The organism is Ralstonia insidiosa (assembly GCF_008801405.1).
Lineage (GTDB): Bacteria > Pseudomonadota > Gammaproteobacteria > Burkholderiales > Burkholderiaceae > Ralstonia > Ralstonia insidiosa.
On sequence record NZ_VZPV01000001.1, the window covers coordinates 3,164,567 to 3,186,233 of the forward strand.

The following is a 21,667-nucleotide window of genomic DNA, read 5'->3' on the forward strand; positions in this document are numbered from 1 at the left end:
GGTTTCCGGCACCGGGCCTGCGCGCTTTCGGTGCATTTCGGGTGCGGGCAACGCTGATGGAAATGCAAACAAACCCTGTTGATATCAGGTGTTTCCCGGATGCCCGGCCCGCAAACGTAGACAGGACAAGTGTCGGTTGCGAGCAACGGCCCGCAAAGCCTTGCAGGGAGGGGATGTGCAACCCTTCGCAACGGTGATATAAAACGGGTCGCAGTACAACGCTGTCCAACAAACCTGATGTGGGGAACTGACATGACGACCAAATCCGAACTCGTAGCCGCCATTGCAAAAGACGCAGAACTGAGCAACGCCGCCGCCGAGCGCGCGCTGAACTCCGCGCTGGAAAACATCAAGAAGACCGTCGCCAAGGGCGGCACCATCACGCTGGTTGGCTTCGGTTCGTTCTCGTCGGGCAAGCGTGCTGCACGCACCGGCCGCAACCCGCGCACCGGCGAAGCCATCAAGATCCCGGCAACCAAGACCGTGAAGTTCACGGCTGGCAAGGGTTTCAAGGACGCCGTGAACAAGAAGAAGTAAGCGTCTTCTGCGGGGCTCTACGGAGCCGGGAGACTTGCAAGGGACCCTTTAAGGGTCCCTTTTCTTTTGACTGCTTTTTTGCCTGAGCGCAAAGATCAGGCGATCGGCCAGAGCGCCACCAGATAGCCGACCGACCCCACGCGCGCAACCAGCGTGTCGTTGCCCGACGGCGCATCCAGCCACGCCGCTGCACCCCGCGGCACATCCGCGCCGTTGAGCAACAGCGCGCCATGCACGCAGTACGCCAACCACTGTATGCCAGAATGCGTGATCGGCAGCGACCGACGCTCACCGGCAGCCAGCGCGATCGACTCCGCGTGATGCGCCCAGGTGTCGCGGCGCGTCATCACGTTGAAGTCCGACAGCGGCGCATCGAGCGTGGCGTGAATGTCCACCTCTCCGGGGAAGCGCACGGGTGCCTCGCCCGGCGCGAGCGACACAACGTTGCCGTCCGCACGATGCATCGTCAGCCGCCCACCGGCGATCACCGCCAGCGAGCGATCGATACCAGCAAAACGCGAGAACGGCCCCGCAGCGTCGACCTGCGCTGTGCTGATGCGCCAGTCGAAGGTGTCGAGCGTGGCGCCTTCGGGTGCGATGGCGATTTCGGTGGTGACGCCGCCGCCGTTCTTCCACGGCATGCGGCGCATTGCGTCTGCAGGAATCAGCTTCATTGGCGGCGCAGCAGGTGATATGCCAGGCGTGCGGCCACACGCACGGTGCGGCGGTCCTGGTCGTATTCGGGATTGGTCTCGGCGATGTCCGCCACGCGCACCTTGCCCGTGGCGCACACATGCTGCACGAGCGCCTCAAGCACCGGCAACGTGATGCCGTATGCGGCGGGTGCGGAGACACCGGGCGCGACGGCGGCAGCCAGCACATCCATGTCGATGGTCAGGTAGACGTGATCGACATCGGCCAGCCACGCATCCAGATCGGCCATGCGCGCATCGAGATGGCGCTCCTGCACATCGGTGTCTTCCACGTAGTGCGCGTGCAGCGCATCGGCGCGATCGAACAGCGCGGGCGTGTTGGACAGGCGGCTCACACCCAGGCAGCAATACGTCAGGTCGATACCGTGCGCGGCACAGTCTTCGGCGATCTGGTCGAACGGTGTGCCGGAGTTGCCGGGGCGGCTCGTGCGCAGATCGAAATGCGCATCAAAGTTGACGATGGCCAGACGCCCACGCAGGGCCTGTTTCTGCCAATGCTTGCGCAGGCCCTGGTAGGTGCCGAACGCAACCTCGTGGCCGCCACCCAGCACAACCGGACGCGCGCCGGCATCGAGCAGGTCGAAGACGGCATCACCGAGTGCGGTTTGGGCTCTTTCCAGATCGCCATCATCGCAAGTGACATCCCCCGCGTCGGCGAGCACCGCAAGACCGTGCGCAGGCACGTTGGCCAACGCACGACGAATCTCACGCGGAGCCTGCGCAGCACCTGCACGACCGTGGTTGCGCAGCACGCCGGCATCGCACGCAAAGCCAAGCACGGCCGGCGCACCGGAAAGCGCGGTGACATAGGCAGACCGCACAACCTGGAACAGTCGCGTGACATCGCCACGCTCGCCTGTGTCATCACGGCCCTGCCAGATGGAAGCATCGAATGTCATCACCTCGTGCATGGTCATGAACGCGTGAGCACCGCTTGCAGGAACGAACGCGTACGCGCCTCCTTGGGTTCTCCAAAGATGACCGACGGTGGCCCGGCTTCGACGATGCCGCCGCCGTCCATCACGACCACCACGTCGGCCACTTCGCGTGCGAAGCCCATCTCGTGCGTGACGACCAGCATCGTCATGCCTTCCTTGGCGAGCAGCTTCATCACCTGCAGCACCTCGCCGACGAGTTCCGGGTCGAGTGCAGACGTCGGCTCGTCGAACAGCATGACCTTCGGCTGCATCGCCAGCGCGCGGGCAATCGCCACGCGCTGCTTCTGGCCGCCGGAGAGGCTCGCGGGCATCGCATCGGCCTTGTGTGCCAAGCCCACTTTCTGCAGCAGTTCGCGCGCTTCGGTTTCCGCCTCGTGCTTCGACTTGTTGCGCAGCATGCGCGGGCCGATGGTGACGTTGTGCAGTACCGACAGATGCGGGAACAGGTTGAACGACTGGAACACCATGCCGACCTGCTGGCGCAGGTGGTTGAGGTCGCTCTCGGGCAGCATCGTGCCGTTGTCGATCAGCCGCTTGCCGCAGATGTCGATGGTGCCGCCTTCCGGCACTTCCAACCCGTTGCAGCAACGCAGGAAGGTGCTCTTGCCCGAGCCGCTGGGGCCGATCACCACCACCACCTGCGAGGCATCGACCTCGAAGTCGATGCCCTTGAGCACCGTGTGATCACCATACGATTTGGTGAGACCGCGGATCTGGATCATGGGTACATCCAGCGCGGATTTCAAAGTTTGCGGGTTCGCCGCATTGGTCACACTGGCCATGTTCATTGCACCATGCCTCCCGCACGGATGTTGCGTTCAAGGCGATGCAGCAGGTAGCTCGCCGCACTGGTCAGCACCAGATACACCAGTGCAATCGCCAGGTACACCTCCAGCGAGCGGTACGACACGCTGATGATCTTCTGCCCTTCGTGCATCAGGTCGTGAATGGTCAGCAGCGACACCAGCGCCGAGTTCTTGATCAGCGCGATGAACTCGTTGCCCAGCGGCGGGATCATCCGCACCACGGCCTGCGGCAGGATGATCGCGCGCATCGACTGCGCCGACGACATGCCGATCGAGCGCGCCGCCTCCATCTGCCCACGATCCACCGATTGGATCGCACCGCGCACGATCTCCGACACATAGGCGCCGGAATACACACCCAGCCCCAGCACGCCGCACACGAAGGCCGGCAGCAGGATGTCGAACTGCGGCAACCCGAAGAACAGCAGGAAGAGCTGCACCAGCAGCGGCGTGCCACGGATGAACGTCACGTACACCGTGCAGATACCGTAGATGAAGCGTCGGCGCGGGTTCAGCCGCCCGATGCCCACCAGCAGGCCCAGCACGCAGCCGAGCATCAGCGCAACAGCCGTCACCTCCACGGTGACAAGCGCCCCGTGGAGAATGTCCGTCCATCCCGCCCAGACAGGAGAAAAATCCAGTTCCATCAGCGTGTCCAGTCGTCGTTACTTGGCAGCAGCGCCAAACCACTTCTTGACGATCTGGTCGTACGTACCGTCGGCCTTGATCTTCTCGAGCGCGGCGTTCAGCGCCTTGGTCAGCTCAGGCTGGTCACGGCGCACGGCGATGCCGTATTCCTCGGTCGTCAGTGCCGGCTCGACCAGACGCAGGCCCGGACGCGCCTTGACGTAGTACGCCGCAGCGGGGCGGCCCGTGACGGCTGCATCGGCACGGCCGATCTCAACGAGGTTGAACATCTGCTCGTTCTTTTCGACTTCCACGCGCTCGACCTTCGGATAGTTCTCGCGCAGGTAGTTGACCGACTTGGTGCCCACCTGCACGCTCACCTTCTTGCCGTTCAGGTCCGCCGGCGTCTTGACAGCCGTGTTGCCCTGCTTGACCAGCGCAACCAGGCCGCCGTGGTAGTACGGCACCGTGAAGTCCACCACCTTCTTGCGCTCCTCGGTGATGTAGATGCCCGAGATGGCCACGTCGAAGCGGCGCGAAATCAGGCCCGGTACGAGGCCCTTGAAGTCGATGTCGGTCCACTCGACCGGGCGGCCCATCGTGCGGGCCAGCGCTTCGATCAGATCCACATCAAAGCCGGTGCGCTTGCCGCCCTCGACAAACTCCATCGGCGCGAAGGTGGCATCGGTGGCCACGCGCAGCGGCTCGCCTGCAGCGTGCGCGGCAGTAGCGAAGGACGCCGCAGCGGACAACGCCACGGCACAGGCCAGCATAAAACGACGGCGATTCCCCATGAGTGGTCTCCTAATGTGCATGTGGGGTGGAAAAAACAATTCGAGCAAAACGCGTGATTCGTAAATTCAGATGTCCTGCAGCCGTGCCGAAATGGACGCAGCAGCAGCCACGGTCATGTCGATCAGGCGTTGCTCCTTGCCGCGCACGCGCGTGGCAGGCGCCATCAACGTAATGGAGCCGAGCGCGTGGCCGGGCATCCGGAACACCGGCGCACTCACGCCCCAGACGCCGGGGTCGACTTCGCCTTCGGACAGTGCGTAGCCCGCGGCGCGGATATCAGCAAGTTCGGTTTGCAGTTGCGCTTGGCTGTCCGGATCAATGGCCAGCAAGTCTGCGAGGATGGCGCGCGCAGCCGTTGGCGGCATGAACGCGAGCAATGATTTGGCCGAGGCGCCGGCCAGCAGCGGCACACCGCGCCCCTTCTCGAACGAGCAGCGCAGCGACTGCTGGCTCTCGACCATTTCCAGACAGACGGCCTGGTCCTTGACGGCCACCACCAGCCCGACCGATTCACCCGACTCGGCGACGAGCTTGGCCATACCGATGCGCGCTTCCTGCACGAGGTGCGAAGCGTGATCGAAGCCGAGTGCGAGTTGCAGACTGATCGGACCCGGCGCGTAGGTGCCGGACGATTCGAGCACGAAGCCCCAGCGCTTGAGCATCGCCACCTGACGGTACAGCGTGCTCTGCGGCAGACCGGTCAGCTCGACCAGCTCACGCGCCGCAACCGGGCGGCCGTGGCGGGCGATGGTGGCGAGCACCATCAGCACGCGATCCGCACCGGCGGTGGGTTGTGCTGCAAGTTGTGCGGAAGCGGGCTCGGCCATCGCAAAAGCTCCGTGGCGTGGAATGCGACGGAGAATGCGACGGTTTTCTCAAATCATCAACGCACGATTCCCAATAGACGGGAAAAGTACGCAAATTTAGTATTTACACCTAGGACGTTTCGGTCACATTCCAACCTTCTTCGTCCAAGCGCGCTTCCAGGAACGCGACGACGGCGTGGGCGGAGGCCTCGCTGCGGCAGGTGGTCAGCGCCGCGTACAAGGGCGCAGCCAAGCCATTGAGAAAATCCAGCGGCGCTTCCGGCCCCTCGGCAAGGTAGCGCTGTAACGCCGAGAACGCCCCCGCCTGGCTCAGCCGCCAGTCGGCAATCGAGGCCTGCCGCACGTGACGCGCCGTTGGCGGTGTGGCCGATGCCGGCTTGGGCGGCGCCTTGGGCTTGGGTGCCACCTTGACCGGTGCGCGCGCCACGACGTAGCCGTCGGCAACCAGGCGCATGAGGTCTTCCATGTCCGGGCCGGCGCTGCTCAACTGCGCCAGGATCTCCGCAGCTGACCGCTCGCCGCCCGCCAGCAGCAGGATCGCGCGCTGCCGATGCGTGACATGCCCGCTGCGCGTCTGCAGTTCCTGCGTGCCGCGCTCGGTGCGCGACAGGATGTGGCTCAGGTCCATCGTTCCCCTCCTTTTTTGTATGTGTCTGTTCGATGAAGGGCCAGTCTAGAAAAACCCGGCGCAGCGCGGACCGTTTGAACGCCGTCTGGCGCGGCATACCGACTATCACGTGCGCGGCATTGCATTGCCGGGCGGACCGACACATGCATCGATCATCAAATGCCGATTGAAACCAGATCGACTCGCAACCTGTTTATCGCCTCCGGATAGAAGCCTAAAGTGCGGCGCATCTCAACCCACCGGAGCTTTCCATGCCCGCTCACCCCGTCCTCCGCCCCGTCCTGCTGGCCACCACCGCACTGGCGCTGCTTGCCGCACTACCGGCATTCGCCGCAGACGACGAACTCGTCCGCCCACAACATCTGGCCGCCCCGGACACACCGCAAGCTGCGGCCACCGTGCTGGCGGCACGCCGCTACGCCACCTTCTGGCATACCGGCGATGCGCGCTATGCCACGCAGGCGCTGTCGCCCGACTTTGCCGACCGCACGCTGCCCGCAGGGCGTGTGCAGGGCCCGCAAGGCCCGCTTGACGCTTCCCGAGCCTTCCGCGCCGCCGTGCCCGACATGCGTGTGGAAATCGAAGACATGGTTGTGGCCGGCGACCGTGTGGCCGTACATCTGCGCTTTCGCGGACACTTCACCGGCGAGTTCGGGCACACGCACGGGCAGAACCAGCCCATCGACTTCCAGGCATTCGATCTGTACCGCGTGGCCGACGGCAAGATCGCCGAAAACTGGCACCTGGAAGACAACCAGACGCTGCTGGGGCAGATGGGATTGCAGCCCTGAATTCGCGCGGATCTATTAACGCCCTTTAACAAGCTTGCACCCCACTCCCGCTATGCTTCGCCCCTGCTTGCAAGCCGCTTGGCGGCGGCCAGAGCGATAGAAGAAACGAGCCAACGAATACACGAAAACGTCTTCAGGAGAAGCACATGGGAATGGGGTTTCAGGGCGCACTGCGCGCCTGGGCGAGCGCGCTCGCCTGCACCGGGGTGATGGGGCTGATGGGTGCAGCCGCCGCGCACGCACAATCGGCACCATCGGCTGGTCCGAATCCGGAACAGGAAATCAAGCAGGCCTGGGCTGCCGCCAAGGCCAGTGCAAAGGCGGGGCCCACGTCGATCGAACTGCGTGACCAGGCCGCCCTCAAGATCGGCGCGAACCAAGTCTTCATCCCGCAGCCGGCCGCTGGCCAGCTCATGCACGCCATGGGCAACGGCAACAACCAGGACTTGCTCGGCCTGGTCATGCCCACCGACGAAGAAAGCGACTGGATGGTGATTGCCGAGTACGAGGCGTCGGGCTACATCAAGGACGACGACGCCAAAGACTGGAACGTCGACGACCTGTTCAAGTCGCTCAAGGAAGGCACCGCTGCCGCCAACGAAGAGCGCGAGAAGCGCGGTATCCCCGCGCTGGAGATCCAGGGCTGGGTTGAGCGCCCGCACTATGACGCCGCCACGCACCGCCTGATCTGGTCGATGGCCGCGCGCTCCAAGGGCCAGCCCGACAACGAGCCGGAATCGGTCAACTACAACACCTACGCGCTGGGCCGCGACGGCTACATCAGCCTGAACCTGATCACCGCAAGCGACCACGTCAACGCCGACAAGCCCGCCGTGCAGAAGCTGCTGGCTGACCTCGACTTCAAGGACGGCAAGCGCTACACCGACTTCAACGCCAAGACCGACAAGGTGGCCGAGTACGGCCTGGCTGCGCTGGTGGGTGGCATCGCTGCCAAGAAGCTCGGCCTGTTTGCCGTGATTGCCGCCTTCCTGGCCAAGTTTGCCAAGGTGGCGATCCTGGCCGTGGCGGGCTTTGGCGCGGCGATTGCCAAGTTCTTCAAGCGCAAGCCGAGCGCCTGATCACGCTGGCACACACGCCATGACCAAACTGCTGATCCTGCTGTTCTCGGGGCTCAAGTTCGGCAAGCTGCTGACCACCGGCGGCACGATGCTGCTGTCGGTGGTGGTGTATGCCTTTGCGTTCGGCTGGCGCTATGCGGTGGGCTTTGTGGTGCTGCTGTTCATCCACGAAATTGGGCACTTCATGGCCGCACGCCAGCGCGGGCTGGCCGTGGGTGCACCCACCTTCATCCCGTTCGTGGGCGCATGGATCGACCTCAAAGAGCAACCAATGGATGTCGAGACCGAGGCGTACATCGGCCTGGCAGGCCCCGTTGCGGGCACGGTTGGGGCGATGCTCTGCTACGGTCTCGCGCGCTATACCGACAGCCAGTTGCTGCTCGCCCTGGCTTACGCCGGTTGCTTCCTGAACCTGTTCAACCTGATCCCGATGTCGCCGTTTGATGGCGGGCGGATTACGGCGGTGCTGTCGCCGCGCATCTGGTTTTTGGGGGTGCCGGTGCTGGTGGCGCTGTTCATGTGGCGGCCGAGCCCGATCCTGATCCTGATCGCCGTGCTGGCCGTGCCGCAGTTGATGAAGGCGTGGCGCTACGATCCCAACGCGCCGGAAAACCGCGCGTACTACAGCATCTCCAACGAGTCGCGCCTGACCTACACGGTGTACTACATCGGCCTGGTCGTCTTCCTGGCGATGATGAGTCACGAGTTGCACGACATGCTGGGCAGCGTGCGCGCATAAAAAAACCTCCGCTTGTGCGGAGGTTTTTTCTTGGTACTGCGCTTGCTCGATTTCGCTTTAGGCGAAGTTTGCAGCGACGAAGTCCCAGTTCACCAGCGTCCAGAACGCTTCGACGTACTTCGGACGCGCGTTGCGGTAGTCGATGTAGTAGGCGTGTTCCCACACGTCGCAGGTCAGCAGCGGCTTGGCGTCGGTGGTCAGCGGCGTAGCGGCGTTCGAGGTGGACACCAGGTCCAGCGAGCCGTCAGCCTTCTTCACCAGCCAGGCCCAGCCCGAACCGAAGGTGCCAACGGCCGTCTTGGTGAACTCTTCCTTGAACTTGTCGAAGCTGCCCCACTTGGCGTTGATGGCATCAGCCAGCGCGCCGGTCGGAGCGCCGCCGCCGTTCGGCTTCAGGCCGTTCCAGTAGAACGTGTGGTTCCACACCTGTGCGGCGTTGTTGAAGATGCCGCCCGAGGACTTCTTGACGATGTCTTCCAGGCTCAGGTTCTCGAACTCGGTACCCGGGATCAGGTTGTTCAGGTTCGTGACGTAGGTCTGGTGGTGCTTGCCGTAGTGGAACTCCAGGGTTTCCTTGGAGATGGTCGGCGCCAGAGCGTCGAGTGCGTACGGCAGCGGGGGGAGCGTGTGGGCCATTTGTTTTCCCTTCTGTGGGTTGTGTGGGGTTGCGTGCGAGTTGTGCAAACCGGGAGCGACGATTGTAGGAGACTTGCAAAACCGGCGCAAACAGCGTGCCAAATACTCGGAATACCCGTGGAACAGGTACGGAAACGCGCGCAATCGTTATCAGTTCATGCGCCGGTCACATATCGAGCTTGGGCTGCACCTGGGCGATCTCGATGTCGACCGCGCCCTGCGCCAGCCGTGCCTCGATGCGCGCCCGGGCATGCAACGCGTTCGGATCGCGGATGGCGTGACCCTTCGCATCGAGCAGTACCGCGTAACCGCGTTCCAGGGTGCGCTGCGGTGCCAGCAGCTCCAGACCGGTGTGCTGCCGCGCCAGGCGCTCCTGCGACCGGGCCAGCGTGTCACGCATGGCGCGCGCCAGCGCGGCTTCGGCCTGCTGCAGCACAGTGCGCTGGCGGGTGACGTCCGGGCGGGCCGCCGTCAGGCGCATCGTCAGCAGGCGCTGCACGTGCTCGGCACGCTGCACGCGGCCAGTCAGGGCAAAGCGCAGGCGCCCTTCCAGATGTGACAGTTGCGTGCGGCGCTCGCGCATCTGCGCCTGCGGGCTGCGCAAGCGGCGCGCGAGCCAGTCGACGGTCTGGGCGCGGCGGTCCAGTTGGCGGCGGAACTGCGCGGACAGCGCATCCCAGTCACGCCCCACGTCGCGCAGCATGCGGGCCCGGTCCGGGCTGACAAGTTCTGCGGCACCGGTGGGCGTGGGTGCGCGCACATCGGCCACAAAATCGACGATGGTCACATCGGTTTCATGCCCGACGCCCGCCACGATGGGAATCTCCGAAGCTGCCACAGCCCGCGCGACGGGTTCTTCGTTGAAGGCCCACAGGTCTTCAATGCTGCCGCCGCCCCGGCACAGGATGACGACATCGACTTCTGCCCGGGCATTGACCGTATCGAGCATGGCGGCGATGCGCTCAGAAGCACCCGCGCCCTGCACCGGTACCGGATAGACGATCACGGGCACATGCGGCGCCCGCCGGCGCAGCGTGGTCAGCACGTCACGCAAAGCCGCCGCCTGCAATGAAGTGACAACCCCGATGGCACGCGGATGCCTTGGCAGCGGCCGCTTGCGCGCCGGGTCAAACAGCCCTTGCGCCTCCAGCGCGGCCTTCAGTCGCAGGAAGGCTTCGTACAGATTGCCCAGCCCGGCCCGGCGGATGCCCTCGACGCTCAGTTGCAACTCGCCACGCGCCTCGTACATCGTGACCAGCGCGCGCACCTCGACGGCTTCGCCCTCGCGCGGGGTGAAATCGGCGCACTGGTTGCGGCCCTTGAACATCACACAGCGGATCTGTGCGCCGGCGTCCTTGAGCGAGAAATACCAGTGGCCACTGGCCGCGCGCGTGAAGTTGGAGATCTCGCCACGCACCCAGCCCAGCGGAAAGTTGCGTTCAAGCAACCCGGCAATCCGTCGGTTGACCTCGCTGACGGTCAGCACGTCCTGGCCGCTCCTGGTAGGCGAGGACGGCGCCGGCGTCGCTTGAGTGGTCTGCGGTGCTCTCGCCGCAGGGGCGGAAGCATCCATCCAGAAAGGTCGGCGGGAAGACGGCGGCGTGGTCATAAGTGGTCGTGGCGGCGCAATGCGATGGGGCTCCGGGGCAACATCTACCTTGAATGAGGGAGAGATTTTGCGTCAGCCGGGCTAGCTGTCCACAGCATAACGCCCTTGTCAAGCTTGACAGACGTTACGTGACGCGCTCTCTGCATTTTGACGCAACCCTTTGATTTTTATGAAAAATCGCCTTGTGCCAAAAATTCAGCAGCGTAAGTAATTTCGTTCTGCATCAAGCATTTAGCGCAGGGCTCCCGAGGATGTTCACAAAGTTATCCACAGCAGCGCTGGAAAACCAGAATGTGACGCCTGGGCAGTGGATAAATCGGCTGCGGATTGTCACACGCTCGGGGCTCGCATCCCCAATCTTCCGCAGAAAACCCCGGTGCACATTTTTTAAGCGGCACACCGAACCCCCTGTTGAATCAGTGACTTAAGGTGCTTGTCCGGGCAATGTCCACAACCCGTCCACAAGACTGTCCCGTGTCGGTGTGGATTTCCCACCGGTTTCTCTGACCGCACGCGGATTTTTCCCGAAATCTGCACAGAAACCCCGTCTGCACAATTTTTAAGCACAGCAACGGACTCCCTTTTATATCAAGCACTTAGCGCGCTTGTTCTGGGAATGTCCACAACCCGTCCACACAACTGTCCCGCGGCGATGTGGATTACCCGCCGGTTTCCAGGGGCGGAGGACGTTTTGCCAGTGAATTGGCCACAGGAACACCCATTGCATCTTTTTTAAGCACGGCATCGAACACCCTTTCACATCAAGCACTTAGCTTGCTTGTTCCGACACTGTCCACAACCCGTCCACAAGACTGTCCCGCTTCATTGTGGATTGTGCGCGCACCGAATTCCGTGACGACCCTTTGACTGTCGCAGGCGCTTGTCGCTACGGTGCGCCATCGTGTTGCCGAGGCAGGTCCGACGCGCTAGAGTGGCGCCTGTTTTTGCCGCAACGGACCGCGTTCGGGGACGCGGACGGCATGCACAGCAGTCAAGGCGCCACATGCACCACGAATCGGCGCCCCAAATCAAATTCCTTCCACAACGACAAAACGGGTTGTCCAGTGTTTTCCATCATTCAAGCTGCCGGCTGGCCGATCTGGCCGCTGTTGATCGCCTCGGTGCTCGCCCTCGCGCTCATCATCGAACGCTTCGTTGCCTTGCAGCGCAAGAAGATCATTCCGCCCAAGGTCTATGACGAGGCGCTGGCCGTCGCGCATCAGCGCAAGGCCACGCCGGAAGTCGTGAACACACTGGAACAAAGCTCGCCGCTGGGCCGCCTGCTGGCCGCCGCGCTGCGCCACGTGGTGCTGCATCCCAACACCACGCGCGACGCCGCTAAGGAAGTCGTGGAAGAAGCCGGCCAGAACGTGGCCCACCGCCTGGAGCGCTATCTGAATGCGCTCGGCACGATCGCCTCGGTAGCGCCGCTGATGGGCCTGTTCGGCACCGTGGTCGGCATGATCGAGATCTTCGGCAGCCAAACCGCTGCGGGCACCAACCCGCAAACCCTGGCGCACGGTATCTCCGTCGCCCTGTACAACACGGCGCTGGGCCTGGTCGTGGCCATCCCGACGCTGATCTTCTGGCGCTACTTCCGCGGCGTGGTGGATAACTACGTGGCCGAGCTGGAGCACCTGTCGACCATGTACCTCGACGCGATCCTGCCGCCGCGGCGCGGTTGATCCGGGCAACGCATTCCTGAGAACGCCATGCGCTTCCGCCCGCGCCACGCTCGCGAAGAGCCGGAGATCAACCTGATCCCGCTGATCGACGTGCTGCTCGTGATCCTCATCTTCCTGATGATCACGACCACGTATTCCCGCTATACCGAACTGAAGGTCAACCTGCCAACCGCCGACGCTGAAAAGGCGACCGAGCGCCCAGGTCAGATCGTCGTGTCTGTGACTGCCAACGGGGTCTACTCGGTAGACAAACAGGTGCTCGACACGCGCGACGTGACCAGCCTGGCCGACGCCCTGCACGCTGCTGCGGACAAGGCGGGCGGCCGCGAGCCCATCGTCGTCGTCAATGCCGATGCGCAAGCCGCGCACCAGGCCGTGGTGAATGTGATGGAAGCCGCTCGCGTGGCTGGCCTCTCGCACCTGACCTTTGCTACACAAACCGGCAACGCTTCTCGATAAACCCACACGCACGACATGCCCGTCGCCCAGCACCGTCTCGCCAGCTTCGTCACCCGCCAATGGCAGCAACGGGGCTGGTTCGCGTGGGTGATGCGGCCGCTGTCGTGGCTGTTTGGCGGCGTAAGTGCCTTGCGCCGGCTGCTGTTCCGCTTGGGCTTGATGCGCTCGGTGCGCCTGCCGATGCCAGTGGTGGTCGTGGGCAACGTCACCGTGGGCGGCGCCGGCAAGACGCCCGCCGTGATTGCGCTGGCGTCGGCACTGGCCGATGCGGGCATGCGTCCGGGCATCGTCTCGCGCGGCTACGGTGTGAAGCTCAAGCACCCGCGCCCGGTGCGCGAGCATTCCCGTGCGGAAGACGTGGGCGACGAGCCGTTGCTCATCGCCCGCGCCACCGATCTGCCGGTGTGGGTCTTCCCCGACCGCGTGCTGTGCGCACAGACACTGCTGGCCTCACACCCGGGTTGCAACGTCATCGTGTGCGACGACGGCCTGCAACACTACCGCCTGCGCCGCGACATCGAAATCATCGTGTTCGACACGCGCATGGGCGGCAACGGCTTCCTGCTGCCTGCCGGCCCCCTGCGCGAACCGATGACGCGCAAGCGCGACGCCACGCTCATCAACGACCCGAACTACCGCGCCACGCCCGACCGCCCGAACATCTTCGGCATGCACCTCACGCTGCAGGACGCATACAACTTGGCCGACCCAGCGCTGCGCCGACCGCTCGCCCAGTTCACCCGCGTTGAAGGCGAACAACTGCTGGCCGCTGCCGGCATCGGCAACCCCGAGCGCTTCTTCGCCTCGCTGCGCGCCGAGGGCCTCAAGCCCAGCACCCTGCCGCTGCCCGATCACTACGACTTCGCGAACAACCCGTTCGCCGACAGCGCCGCCGAGGTGATCCTGATCACCGAAAAGGATGCCGTAAAATGCGGCCATCTCGACGACCCGCGCATCTGGGTGGTGCCGACCACACCGGTGGTCGACCCGGCACTGGTTGAACAGGTCTGCCAGCGCGTACGCGCCCTGGCCGATCGCGCTACCACCAAGGCGAGCGCACAATAACGCTCACCGCATCCTCTTGACCCAGGCCGCCGCCACGCTTTTGCGGCCGCCCCGGAGCCTCTACCGCCATGGACAATCGCCTGCTCGAAATCCTCGTCTGCCCGCTGTGCAAGGGCGCGCTGCAACACGACCGCGCCAACAACGAACTGATCTGCCACGTCGACAAGCTGGCCTACCCGATCCGCGACGGTATTCCCGTCATGCTGGCTGACGAAGCCCGCCAGACCGTGGAAGGCACCCCGGTCGATCCGGCCTGACACCTCACCACGTATTGAGGCTGCCCGCCATGTCGCACGCACCGTTCGTCGCCGTCATTCCCGCGCGGCTGGCATCCACGCGATTGCCCAACAAGCCGCTGGCCGACATCGGCGGCAAGCCGATGGTCGTGCGCGTGGCTGAACGCGCGCATCAGTCGTCCGCCGCGCGCGTGGTGGTCGCCACCGACGCCGCGTCGGTCGCCGATGCCTGCATGCAGCATCACGTGGAAGCCGTGCTCACGCGCGCCGACCACGCCTCCGGCACCGACCGCCTGGCCGAAGTGGCCACCGTGCTGGGGCTGCCCGATGACGCCATCGTCGTCAACGTGCAAGGCGATGAACCGCTGATCGCCCCGACGCTGATCGACAATGTGGCCGCCCACCTGCGCGACCACCCGGATTGCGCCATCGCCACCGCCGCCCACCCGATCCACGACGCTGCCGACGTGTTCAACCCGAATGTCGTCAAGGTCGTATTGGATGCGGCAGAGCGTGCGCTGCTGTTCTCGCGCGCCCCACTGCCCTGGGCACGTGATGTCTGGACGCCCGCCGTGCTGACGCAACCCGCCGCGCAGCGCCCGCTGCCTGCCATGCCGGTGCTGCGCCATATCGGCATCTACGCGTATCGCGCTGGTTTCCTGCGCCGCTTCCCGCAACTGGCCGCCGCACCGCTCGAACAAACCGAGCAGCTCGAGCAGCTGCGCGCCATGTGGCACGGTGAACGCATCGCTGTGCTCACCACCGACGACGCCCCGGCCGCTGGTGTCGACACGCCGGAAGACCTCGCCCGCGTGCGCGCCGCCTGGAGTGAACTGCTGGCCCAGGACGGCCCCTGAACGCATCGATTTCACGGAACTTGCAGCCGCCACGCCGAAACCCCGGCGCTGGCATGGCATAATCGCGAGGACGACAAGTCGCATGCCGGCGCCCACGCAAGGCGCCACAGCGGCTGCAGGGAGACAAATCGAGCCATCGGTGCCGCCGTCCGGCGAGCGCCTGTTCCATCCAGTGTCCCGGTAAGGCTGGCGTCAACTTCGCCCGCTAGGCTGCCTGTTTGCGTCGACAAGGCACGCATTAAGGCGTTTTGGGAATCCGCCCTCTCGGACCGATTCCCAACGCGCTTCACGCTGTCGACAGCGCGACAGGAATTTAAAACTTGAGGAACTCGTCACCATGCGGTTGATTCTGTTGGGCGCGCCCGGCGCCGGCAAAGGTACGCAAGCCAAATTCATCTGCGAGAAGTTCGGCATTCCGCAGATCTCCACTGGCGACATGCTGCGCGCGGCCGTCAAGGCCGGCACCCCGCTGGGTATCGAAGCCAAGAAAGTGATGGATGCCGGCGGCCTCGTGTCGGACGACATCATCATCGGCCTGGTGAAAGACCGCCTGCAACAGCCTGACTGCAAGAACGGCTACCTGTTCGACGGCTTCCCGCGCACCATCCCGCAAGCGGAAGCCATGAAGGATGCTGCCGTGGCGATTGACTACGTGCTGGAAATCGACGTGCCGTTCGACGCCATCATCGAGCGCATGAGCGGCCGCCGCGTGCATGTGGCCTCGGGCCGCACGTACCACATCAAGTTCAACCCGCCCAAGACCGAAGGCGTGGACGACGAAACCGGCGAACCGCTGATCCAGCGCGACGACGACAAGGAAGAGACTGTGCGCAAGCGCCTGGACGTGTATGAAAAACAGACGCGTCCGCTGGTGGATTACTACTCGCAGTGGGCCGCCAACGGCAACGACACCGCCAAGGTTGCGCCGCCGAAGTATCGCAAGATCACCGGTGTGGGCAGCGTGGATGAGATCACCGCGCGCGCGTTCAGTGCATTGCAGGACTGAGCTCACTCCGCTTTACCGACCCGCTGACAAAAATCGGCGCCTCCTGATCGAGGCGCCGTTTTTTTTCGCGATCGCCGACGGCTTCGCGCTACCATATGACGTTGACGTAAACGTCAAGTAACTCACAGACCACAACCAAGGAGACACGGCATGGAGATTCGCGATCAGGTATTCATCGTCACCGGCGGGGCATCGGGACTGGGCGCCGGCACGGCACGCACGCTGGCAGAAGCCGGCGGCAAAGTGGTGATTGCTGACCTGAACGAAGCGGCGGGCACGGCGCTGGCGCAGGAGTTGGGCGGCCGCTTCGTGCGCTGCGACGTCGCATCGGAAGCCGATGGGCAGGCCGTGGTCGACGCGGCCACATCGCTGGGCACGCTGCGCGGGCTGGTGAACTGCGCCGGCATCGCAACGGCGTCGCGCACGGTGGGCAAGACGGGGCCGCATCCGCTGGACCAGTTTGCACGCGTAATCAACGTCAACCTGATCGGCACGTTCAACATGATCCGGCTGGCGGCGACGGCCATGGCGGGCAACACACCCAACGCCGGCGGCGAGCGTGGCGTGATCATCAATACGGCGTCGGTGGCGGCGTTCGACGGGCAGATCGGCCAAGCGGCCTATGCAGCGTCCAAGGGCGGTGTGGTGGCGATGACGCTGGCGATTGCACGTGACCTGTCGCGCGACGGCATCCGTGTGATGACGATTGCGCCGGGCATTTTCGAGACGCCGATGTTGCTGGGCATGCCGCCTGAAGTGCAGGATGCGCTGGGCAAGATGGTGCCGTTCCCGCCGCGCCTGGGTAAGCCAGCGGAGTATGCGCAGCTTGCACGCGCCATCGTCGAGAACCCGATGCTCAATGGCGAAACCATCCGCCTGGATGGCGCCATCCGTATGCAGCCGAAGTAAGCAGCGCGATCAGGCGGCCATTAGGTGGTAGGCAGCGCCATCCGGCGAATCATCTGCCACGCCGCCTCGGCCGCCGGCGAGAGCGACCGGTCATGCCGGCGCGCCAGCACGATGCCGCGCGTCTCCTTGGGTGTCAGCGGCACCGACACCAGTTGCGACGACGACGGCAGCGGCAACGACAGCGCCGGCACCACGCCCGCGCCAATGCCCGCGTCCACCATGCCGAACACGGCACTGCTATGCCCCATCTCTTGCGCCACATCGGGCTGCACCCCGTGGCGCAGGAAGATGCGGTCGATCAACGGGCGGCTGCCCGACGCATGATCGAGCAGCACGACCGGCGTGCGGTGCAGGTCTTTCCAGCGCACGCTGCTGCGCTGGGCGAATGGATGGTCGCGACGGCAAACGAGGCAGAACGGGTCGGTCAGCAGCGGCTCCGTCCATAGGCCTTCGGTATCGAGCGGCTCCACCACCACACCGAAATCCGCCCCGCCCGTACGGATCAGTTGCAGCGTGTCGACCTGCACGGAGTCACGCACGATCATGCGGATGTCCGGGTAGCGCACCGCGCATTCCGCCACGTACAGCGGCATCAAACGCGTTGACACCGTCGGGCTGGACGCCACCACCACGCGCCCGCGCCGCTGTTCGCCCACCTGGCGCGCTTGATGCAGCGTGTCGTCCAGATCAGCAACCAGACGATCGAGCGCAGTTGCCAGCGAGCGCCCCACTTCCGTCAGCACCACTTCACGCGTGGTGCGATCGAGCAGCTTCAGGCCCAACTCGCCTTCCAGCTCCGAGATTGAACGGCTCACGGCCGGCTGCGTCAGGCCGATTGTGTCGCCCGCGCGACTGAAGTTGTGCGCACGTGCCACCGCCAGAAAGACGCGCAACTGCCGCAGGGTCACATTCATGCTGAAGCCGTATGAATTGATTCGATCAATGCATTTGTATTCTAGATAGGGATGTTGTGCAATAGCGCCTATCCCCCAATCCAACCCGCGCCGTCACGCAATGGTGATGGCGCACGCACATGAAGATTCCGCTGTTATCTCGTATTGATGGGTTCATCCAGGCCATGCTGGTGATGGTTGCGCTGGCCTTGTTCTTCCCGTCACTGGGCGCAAGCGACGGCCCGCTGCATCTGGATGTCGTCACCATCGTCGGCGTGTCGCTGGTGTTCTTCCTGCACGGCGCGGCGCTCTCGCGCGAGAAGATCGTGGAAGGCGCACGCAACTGGCGCCTGCACCTGTTTGTGCAGAGCTGCACGTTCATCCTGTTCCCGCTGATTGGCGCGGTGATCCTGTTTGTGTGCAAGCCGTTCATCCCGGCCGAGCTGCTGCTGGGCGTGTTCTACCTGTGCGCGCTGCCGTCTACCGTGTCGTCGTCTGTGGCGATGACGGCAATGGCCAAGGGCAACGTGCCGGCCGCGATCTTCAACGCCACCATCTCTGGCCTGATCGGCATGATTGCCACGCCGCTGCTGATGAGCTTCGTGATCCAGGCCTCGGGTGCGGAACTGTCGGTGGGCAAGGCGCTGCTGGGCGTGGCCGAACAACTGCTGCTGCCGTTCGTGCTGGGTCAGTTGCTGCGCCCGGTGATTGGCGGACTCATCACCAAGTACAAGGCGATCATCAACAAGGTGGATCGCGTGGTGATCCTGCTGATCGTGTTCAACTCGTTTGCTGACTCGACGCACGCGGGCGTGTGGTCGAAGTATCCGTGGGAAACGATCGTGGCCGTGGCGATCATGAGCGGGGCGCTGCTGTTCGTCGTGCTGGGCGCGACGACATGGCTTTCGCGGCGCGCGGGCTTTGGTCTGGCGGATGAAATTACCGCGGTGTTCTGCGGCTCCAAGAAAAGCCTGGCCAACGGCATTCCGATGGCAAAGATTTTGTTTGCCGGCAACCCCGCCCTCGGCCTGATCGTGCTGCCGACCATGATCTACCACCAGTTGCAGTTGATCGTGTGCTCGGCGCTGGCGCGCAAGTATGCGGATCGCATGGCGCGCGCCGAAGCCAATGCTGGCGCGCCGGCCAGCCGTCCGGCGTAATCACAGGGCCATCAAGCCCGTCGTTTCCGGCCAGTGGTAGGTGTGCACCCAGGCATGCCCGCCATCGGCCGTCTCCAGCCAATCGCGGCTGACTGGCACACCGCCCAGGGCTTCATAGAAGCCGATTGCGGCGGTGTTCGCCTCGTACACCAGCAGATGCAGTTGCGCGACACCTTGGGCTGCGGCCCAGCGGGCAGCCTCGCCCATCAGGCGTTTGCCGACACCGTGGCCGCGCGCGGCAGGCAGTAGGTGGAGGTTGTCGACGAGCGCGCCCCACGGCGTGTCGTCATGCAGCAGTGCACAGAGGAAACCGACGGTCAGGCCGTCGAGATCGGCACACCAGACGTGCTGACCGGCAACAGGCGCCGTCATACGCGCATGCCACTTCGCCTGCATGTCGGCCTGCGCCGCGCCATCGAGGTAGGCATCCGAGAGGATGCCCTGCCCGCGATACGCGCTCTGCCAGCTCTGCGTGTGGATGCTGGCGATGGCGTCCGCATCGGCCGCGCCGCCTTGGCGAAAAACGACTGCAGCCATCAGACGCCCGGGTTGTGCGACAGCGGCGGGTTCTTGGCGAAGTACGCGCGGATGCCGCGCAGGATCGCGTCAGCCAATTGATTCTGGTGGCCCAGATCGTTGAGCTTGGCCTCTTCTTCCGGATTGGAGATGAAGGCCGTCTCAACCAGGATCGACGGAATATCCGGCGCCTTGAGCACCGCAAACCCAGCCTGCTCCACAGCCCCCTTGTGCAGGCGGTTGATGCCGCCAATCTGCTCCAGCACGGCACGGCCAACCTTCATGCTGTCGCTGATCTGCGCGGTGGTCGAGAGATCCAGCAGCACACGCGTGACCTGTGCATCCTTCGAGCCTAGGTTGGCACCGCCAATCATGTCCGCGGCGTTCTCCTTGTTGGCGAGCCACTTGGCCTGCGCGCTGGATGCACCGCGGTCGGACAGCGCAAACACCGACGCCCCACGCGCTTCCGGCGTGACAAATGCATCGGCGTGGATGGAGACGAACAGGTCGGCCTGCACGCGTCGCGCCTTCTGCACGCGCACGCCCAACGGGACAAAGTAGTCGGAATCGCGCGTCATCATGGCGCGCATGTTGGGCTGGGCGTCGATCTTGGCCTTGAGCATGCGGGCAATCGACAGCACCACGTCTTTCTCATGCGTACCGGCAGCGCCGGTGGCGCCCGGGTCTTCACCGCCGTGGCCGGGGTCGATGGCAACGGTCAGCAGACGGCGCATGCGCGTGCCGCCTGCCGGCCCACGCGGCACGGGCTGCTCGGGCACGATCTCCAGCGGCGGCAAGGATGACGACGGCGGCGGCGCATTGGCCAGCGTCGATGGCGGCGTCGCGGGTTTCACGGGCGGCGTCTTGACCGGCGGCGTACGGCTGGCAATCGTCGGGCGCGAGTCATTGGCCGGCGGCAATGCCGGCGTGGCGGAGCCACTGCTCTCGCGGCGAGCCAATGCAGCGATCGGGTCATCGTCGTCCGCCGAAGACGACGACGGCGGCATCGGCGTGCCGCCCGAGGCGGCAAAGCGCTCCTGCTTGCTTTCGGTGGCCAGCACCAGCTGCATCAGCGGATCTGGCGGATTGGTCGGGTACAGATCGAACACCAGCCGGTTGCGATAACCGGCAATCGGCAGCAGCGTAAAGACCTGCGGGTTGACGCTTTCCTTCAGGTCAAACACCAGGCGCACCACGCTGGGCCGGTTCTGGCCCACGCGCACCTGGCGGATGTACGGATCGTTCGGCGTGATCTTGGCGACCAGTTCGCGCAGGGTCGGGTTCAGGTCCAGCCCCTCGACGTCGACCATCAGGCGATCCGGATCCTTGATGAGCTGGTGCGTGGCCTTGAGCGCGACGTCGGATTCGATGGTCACGCGCGTGTAGTCCTCCGCCGGCCACACGCGCACCGCCACGATATTGGCGCCACGTGCGATCTGCGTGCCGGCCAGGCTGAGGATGACGGTCCCCGCACCGGCCTTGGCGATGCGTGTGAGCCATTGCCTGCGGGCCTGGCTCGGCAGGGTGGGATCGTCCGGTTGATCGGTCGGCAGATGCTTAATCAGCATGGGGGCAGAGGTTGCAACGACTGTAGGAGTTGAAGGCCGGTCTGCGTGCGAGCACTCAGATGGGCCAGGCGCGGTGCATGTTCAACGCCGTCATCGTAGGTTTCGTGCACAACGTCGACGGCCAAAGCGATATGCAGGTCGGGCGTACCGAGCAGTGCCTGTGCCTTCTCGGGCCATTCGACCAGGCACAGCGCGGGTTCGGCAAAGCAATCGCGAAAGCCGGCGTCGGTCCATTCTTCCGGGTCGGCAAAGCGGTACAGGTCGAAGTGATAGACCTTCTGTATGCCGGTGGTTCCCGTCACGTCGTATGGCTCGACCAGCGTATAGGTGGGGCTGCGCACGCGCCCGGTGTGTCCCAGGCCACGCAAAATGGCACGCGAAAGCGTGGTCTTGCCCGCGCCCAGATCCCCCGAGAGCTGCACCTGCACGGGCCGCGGACCCAGCGCCAGCACGGCCTGAGCGAGCGCCGCCCCGAAGGCCGAAGTGGCCGCCTCGTCGACGAGCGGCACGGTGCGCTCGGCAAGCGGTGCGTTCAGACCAGCGGGAGTATCAACAGGGGGCACAGTAGGCATTGCGTACAATTTAGGC

At 64.5% G+C, this 21,667-nt stretch carries 25 protein-coding genes; 12 read left to right on the plus strand and 13 right to left on the minus strand.

Translation table 11 applies throughout. From position 1 onward, the window contains the following. Window positions 1-252: 252 nt before the first annotated feature. Complete coding sequence (locus F7R11_RS15010; protein WP_003272088.1) at window positions 253-537, plus strand: HU family DNA-binding protein; 285 nt, start codon at window positions 253-255, stop codon at window positions 535-537. A 95-nt stretch (window positions 538-632) separates the two neighbouring features. On the opposite strand, the gene F7R11_RS15015 is transcribed toward F7R11_RS15010, so the two are convergent. The 7 genes from F7R11_RS15015 to F7R11_RS15045 form a co-directional block, all read right to left on the minus strand. Further along, window positions 633-1,211 (minus strand): HutD/Ves family protein, encoded by a 579-nt coding sequence (locus F7R11_RS15015; RefSeq protein ID WP_064804774.1) that lies wholly within the window; start codon window positions 1,209-1,211, stop codon window positions 633-635. Beyond that, window positions 1,208-2,167 carry a formimidoylglutamase gene (gene hutG, locus F7R11_RS15020; RefSeq protein ID WP_261312723.1) on the minus strand — a complete coding sequence of 320 codons (960 nt, stop codon included), beginning with the start codon at window positions 2,165-2,167 and terminating at the stop codon, window positions 1,208-1,210. Before hutG ends, F7R11_RS15015 begins: the two co-directional genes overlap by 4 nt. After that, window positions 2,164-2,910 carry an amino acid ABC transporter ATP-binding protein gene (locus tag F7R11_RS15025; RefSeq protein ID WP_167317206.1) on the minus strand — a complete coding sequence of 249 codons (747 nt, stop codon included), beginning with the start codon at window positions 2,908-2,910 and terminating at the stop codon, window positions 2,164-2,166. Before F7R11_RS15025 ends, hutG begins: the two co-directional genes overlap by 4 nt. Window positions 2,911-2,972: 62 nt before the next feature. Next, window positions 2,973-3,641 carry an amino acid ABC transporter permease gene (locus tag F7R11_RS15030; protein WP_021195821.1) on the minus strand — a complete coding sequence of 223 codons (669 nt, stop codon included), beginning with the start codon at window positions 3,639-3,641 and terminating at the stop codon, window positions 2,973-2,975. 18 nt (window positions 3,642-3,659) lie between these two features. Continuing rightward, the gene (locus F7R11_RS15035) at window positions 3,660-4,415 is read right to left on the minus strand and encodes a glutamine ABC transporter substrate-binding protein (protein ID WP_064804776.1); all 756 of its coding nucleotides are present in this window, start codon (window positions 4,413-4,415) and stop codon (window positions 3,660-3,662) included. Between the two features lie 66 nt (window positions 4,416-4,481). Beyond that, window positions 4,482-5,243 (minus strand): IclR family transcriptional regulator, encoded by a 762-nt coding sequence (locus F7R11_RS15040; RefSeq protein ID WP_064804778.1) that lies wholly within the window; start codon window positions 5,241-5,243, stop codon window positions 4,482-4,484. Between the two features lie 109 nt (window positions 5,244-5,352). Then, a complete protein-coding gene (locus tag F7R11_RS15045) occupies window positions 5,353-5,871 on the minus strand; it encodes a hypothetical protein (protein WP_064804780.1) in 519 nt (172 codons plus the stop codon). Window positions 5,872-6,122: 251 nt separating this feature from the next. Here F7R11_RS15045 and F7R11_RS15050 point away from each other — a divergent pair, with 251 nt between their 5' ends. From F7R11_RS15050 to F7R11_RS15060, 3 genes are all read left to right on the plus strand, one after another. Beyond that, the gene (locus tag F7R11_RS15050; RefSeq protein ID WP_064804782.1) at window positions 6,123-6,662 is read left to right on the plus strand and encodes an ester cyclase; all 540 of its coding nucleotides are present in this window, start codon (window positions 6,123-6,125) and stop codon (window positions 6,660-6,662) included. A gap of 146 nt (window positions 6,663-6,808) precedes the next feature. Continuing rightward, window positions 6,809-7,741, plus strand: a complete 933-nt coding sequence (locus tag F7R11_RS15055; protein WP_031329659.1) for a DUF2167 domain-containing protein — start codon at window positions 6,809-6,811, stop codon at window positions 7,739-7,741. 19 nt (window positions 7,742-7,760) lie between these two features. Further along, window positions 7,761-8,480, plus strand: a complete 720-nt coding sequence (locus tag F7R11_RS15060; protein ID WP_064804784.1) for a site-2 protease family protein — start codon at window positions 7,761-7,763, stop codon at window positions 8,478-8,480. 57 nt (window positions 8,481-8,537) lie between these two features. On the opposite strand, the gene sodB is transcribed toward F7R11_RS15060, so the two are convergent. Next, window positions 8,538-9,116: a superoxide dismutase [Fe] gene (gene sodB, locus F7R11_RS15065; RefSeq protein ID WP_021195830.1), complete on the minus strand. Its 579-nt coding sequence runs from the start codon at window positions 9,114-9,116 to the stop codon at window positions 8,538-8,540. Between the two features lie 166 nt (window positions 9,117-9,282). Continuing rightward, window positions 9,283-10,689 (minus strand): exodeoxyribonuclease VII large subunit, encoded by a 1,407-nt coding sequence (xseA, locus tag F7R11_RS15070; RefSeq protein WP_064804787.1) that lies wholly within the window; start codon window positions 10,687-10,689, stop codon window positions 9,283-9,285. A gap of 1,100 nt (window positions 10,690-11,789) precedes the next feature. Between xseA and F7R11_RS15075 the strand changes: the two genes are divergently transcribed. The 7 genes from F7R11_RS15075 (at window position 11,790) to F7R11_RS15105 (ending at window position 16,942) form a co-directional block, all read left to right on the plus strand. Continuing rightward, entirely contained in the window at window positions 11,790-12,410 is a 621-nt protein-coding gene (locus F7R11_RS15075; protein ID WP_064804789.1) for a MotA/TolQ/ExbB proton channel family protein, read from the plus strand. Between the two features lie 27 nt (window positions 12,411-12,437). Further along, window positions 12,438-12,869, plus strand: a complete 432-nt coding sequence (locus tag F7R11_RS15080; protein ID WP_021195833.1) for an ExbD/TolR family protein — start codon at window positions 12,438-12,440, stop codon at window positions 12,867-12,869. Window positions 12,870-12,884: 15 nt separating this feature from the next. After that, window positions 12,885-13,934 carry a tetraacyldisaccharide 4'-kinase gene (gene lpxK, locus F7R11_RS15085; protein WP_064804795.1) on the plus strand — a complete coding sequence of 350 codons (1,050 nt, stop codon included), beginning with the start codon at window positions 12,885-12,887 and terminating at the stop codon, window positions 13,932-13,934. A 68-nt stretch (window positions 13,935-14,002) separates the two neighbouring features. Continuing rightward, window positions 14,003-14,191 (plus strand): Trm112 family protein, encoded by a 189-nt coding sequence (locus tag F7R11_RS15090; protein WP_021195835.1) that lies wholly within the window; start codon window positions 14,003-14,005, stop codon window positions 14,189-14,191. A 29-nt stretch (window positions 14,192-14,220) separates the two neighbouring features. Next, window positions 14,221-15,027 carry a 3-deoxy-manno-octulosonate cytidylyltransferase gene (gene kdsB / locus F7R11_RS15095; protein ID WP_064804797.1) on the plus strand — a complete coding sequence of 269 codons (807 nt, stop codon included), beginning with the start codon at window positions 14,221-14,223 and terminating at the stop codon, window positions 15,025-15,027. A 337-nt stretch (window positions 15,028-15,364) separates the two neighbouring features. Further along, the gene (gene adk, locus F7R11_RS15100) at window positions 15,365-16,033 is read left to right on the plus strand and encodes an adenylate kinase (RefSeq protein ID WP_064804799.1); all 669 of its coding nucleotides are present in this window, start codon (window positions 15,365-15,367) and stop codon (window positions 16,031-16,033) included. A gap of 150 nt (window positions 16,034-16,183) precedes the next feature. After that, window positions 16,184-16,942, plus strand: coding sequence for a 3-hydroxyacyl-CoA dehydrogenase (locus F7R11_RS15105; protein ID WP_064804801.1), 759 nt, complete (start codon window positions 16,184-16,186; stop codon window positions 16,940-16,942). A gap of 20 nt (window positions 16,943-16,962) precedes the next feature. Here F7R11_RS15105 and F7R11_RS15110 read toward each other — a convergent pair whose 3' ends face one another. Beyond that, the gene (locus F7R11_RS15110) at window positions 16,963-17,856 is read right to left on the minus strand and encodes a LysR family transcriptional regulator (protein ID WP_064804803.1); all 894 of its coding nucleotides are present in this window, start codon (window positions 17,854-17,856) and stop codon (window positions 16,963-16,965) included. A 119-nt stretch (window positions 17,857-17,975) separates the two neighbouring features. Between F7R11_RS15110 and F7R11_RS15115 the strand changes: the two genes are divergently transcribed. After that, window positions 17,976-18,995, plus strand: coding sequence for a bile acid:sodium symporter family protein (locus F7R11_RS15115; protein WP_064804805.1), 1,020 nt, complete (start codon window positions 17,976-17,978; stop codon window positions 18,993-18,995). Here the strand turns inward: F7R11_RS15115 and F7R11_RS15120 are convergent, their stop codons facing one another. The 3 genes from F7R11_RS15120 to tsaE are packed head-to-tail and all read right to left on the minus strand — an operon-like array spanning window position 18,996 to window position 21,651. Next, window positions 18,996-19,532 (minus strand): GNAT family N-acetyltransferase, encoded by a 537-nt coding sequence (locus F7R11_RS15120; RefSeq protein ID WP_064804807.1) that lies wholly within the window; start codon window positions 19,530-19,532, stop codon window positions 18,996-18,998. It lies immediately after the preceding gene. Next, a complete protein-coding gene (locus tag F7R11_RS15125) occupies window positions 19,532-21,079 on the minus strand; it encodes an N-acetylmuramoyl-L-alanine amidase (RefSeq protein WP_064804809.1) in 1,548 nt (515 codons plus the stop codon). Before F7R11_RS15125 ends, F7R11_RS15120 begins: the two co-directional genes overlap by 1 nt. Beyond that, entirely contained in the window at window positions 21,073-21,651 is a 579-nt protein-coding gene (tsaE, locus tag F7R11_RS15130) for a tRNA (adenosine(37)-N6)-threonylcarbamoyltransferase complex ATPase subunit type 1 TsaE (protein WP_064804811.1), read from the minus strand. The genes F7R11_RS15125 and tsaE overlap by 7 nt, the downstream gene beginning before the upstream one ends. Window positions 21,652-21,667 lie beyond the last annotated feature (16 nt).

Coding starts and splice junctions, on each gene's coding strand:
- F7R11_RS15060 (WP_064804784.1), top strand. CDS start 7,761: ATGACCAAACTGCTGATCCTGCTGTTCTCGGGGCTCAAGTTCGGCAAG.
- tsaE (WP_064804811.1), bottom strand. CDS start 21,651: ATGCCTACTGTGCCCCCTGTTGATACTCCCGCTGGTCTGAACGCACCG.
- lpxK (WP_064804795.1), top strand. CDS start 12,885: ATGCCCGTCGCCCAGCACCGTCTCGCCAGCTTCGTCACCCGCCAATGG.
- F7R11_RS15115 (WP_064804805.1), top strand. CDS start 17,976: ATGAAGATTCCGCTGTTATCTCGTATTGATGGGTTCATCCAGGCCATG.
- F7R11_RS15015 (WP_064804774.1), bottom strand. CDS start 1,211: ATGAAGCTGATTCCTGCAGACGCAATGCGCCGCATGCCGTGGAAGAAC.
- F7R11_RS15105 (WP_064804801.1), top strand. CDS start 16,184: ATGGAGATTCGCGATCAGGTATTCATCGTCACCGGCGGGGCATCGGGA.
- F7R11_RS15030 (WP_021195821.1), bottom strand. CDS start 3,641: ATGGAACTGGATTTTTCTCCTGTCTGGGCGGGATGGACGGACATTCTC.
- F7R11_RS15110 (WP_064804803.1), bottom strand. CDS start 17,856: ATGAATGTGACCCTGCGGCAGTTGCGCGTCTTTCTGGCGGTGGCACGT.
- F7R11_RS15120 (WP_064804807.1), bottom strand. CDS start 19,532: ATGGCTGCAGTCGTTTTTCGCCAAGGCGGCGCGGCCGATGCGGACGCC.
- xseA (WP_064804787.1), bottom strand. CDS start 10,689: ATGGATGCTTCCGCCCCTGCGGCGAGAGCACCGCAGACCACTCAAGCG.
- F7R11_RS15080 (WP_021195833.1), top strand. CDS start 12,438: ATGCGCTTCCGCCCGCGCCACGCTCGCGAAGAGCCGGAGATCAACCTG.
- F7R11_RS15125 (WP_064804809.1), bottom strand. CDS start 21,079: ATGCTGATTAAGCATCTGCCGACCGATCAACCGGACGATCCCACCCTG.
- sodB (WP_021195830.1), bottom strand. CDS start 9,116: ATGGCCCACACGCTCCCCCCGCTGCCGTACGCACTCGACGCTCTGGCG.
- F7R11_RS15050 (WP_064804782.1), top strand. CDS start 6,123: ATGCCCGCTCACCCCGTCCTCCGCCCCGTCCTGCTGGCCACCACCGCA.
- adk (WP_064804799.1), top strand. CDS start 15,365: ATGCGGTTGATTCTGTTGGGCGCGCCCGGCGCCGGCAAAGGTACGCAA.
- F7R11_RS15010 (WP_003272088.1), top strand. CDS start 253: ATGACGACCAAATCCGAACTCGTAGCCGCCATTGCAAAAGACGCAGAA.
- F7R11_RS15045 (WP_064804780.1), bottom strand. CDS start 5,871: ATGGACCTGAGCCACATCCTGTCGCGCACCGAGCGCGGCACGCAGGAA.
- hutG (WP_261312723.1), bottom strand. CDS start 2,167: ATGACCATGCACGAGGTGATGACATTCGATGCTTCCATCTGGCAGGGC.
- F7R11_RS15055 (WP_031329659.1), top strand. CDS start 6,809: ATGGGAATGGGGTTTCAGGGCGCACTGCGCGCCTGGGCGAGCGCGCTC.
- kdsB (WP_064804797.1), top strand. CDS start 14,221: ATGTCGCACGCACCGTTCGTCGCCGTCATTCCCGCGCGGCTGGCATCC.
- F7R11_RS15025 (WP_167317206.1), bottom strand. CDS start 2,910: ATGATCCAGATCCGCGGTCTCACCAAATCGTATGGTGATCACACGGTG.
- F7R11_RS15035 (WP_064804776.1), bottom strand. CDS start 4,415: ATGGGGAATCGCCGTCGTTTTATGCTGGCCTGTGCCGTGGCGTTGTCC.
- F7R11_RS15040 (WP_064804778.1), bottom strand. CDS start 5,243: ATGGCCGAGCCCGCTTCCGCACAACTTGCAGCACAACCCACCGCCGGT.
- F7R11_RS15090 (WP_021195835.1), top strand. CDS start 14,003: ATGGACAATCGCCTGCTCGAAATCCTCGTCTGCCCGCTGTGCAAGGGC.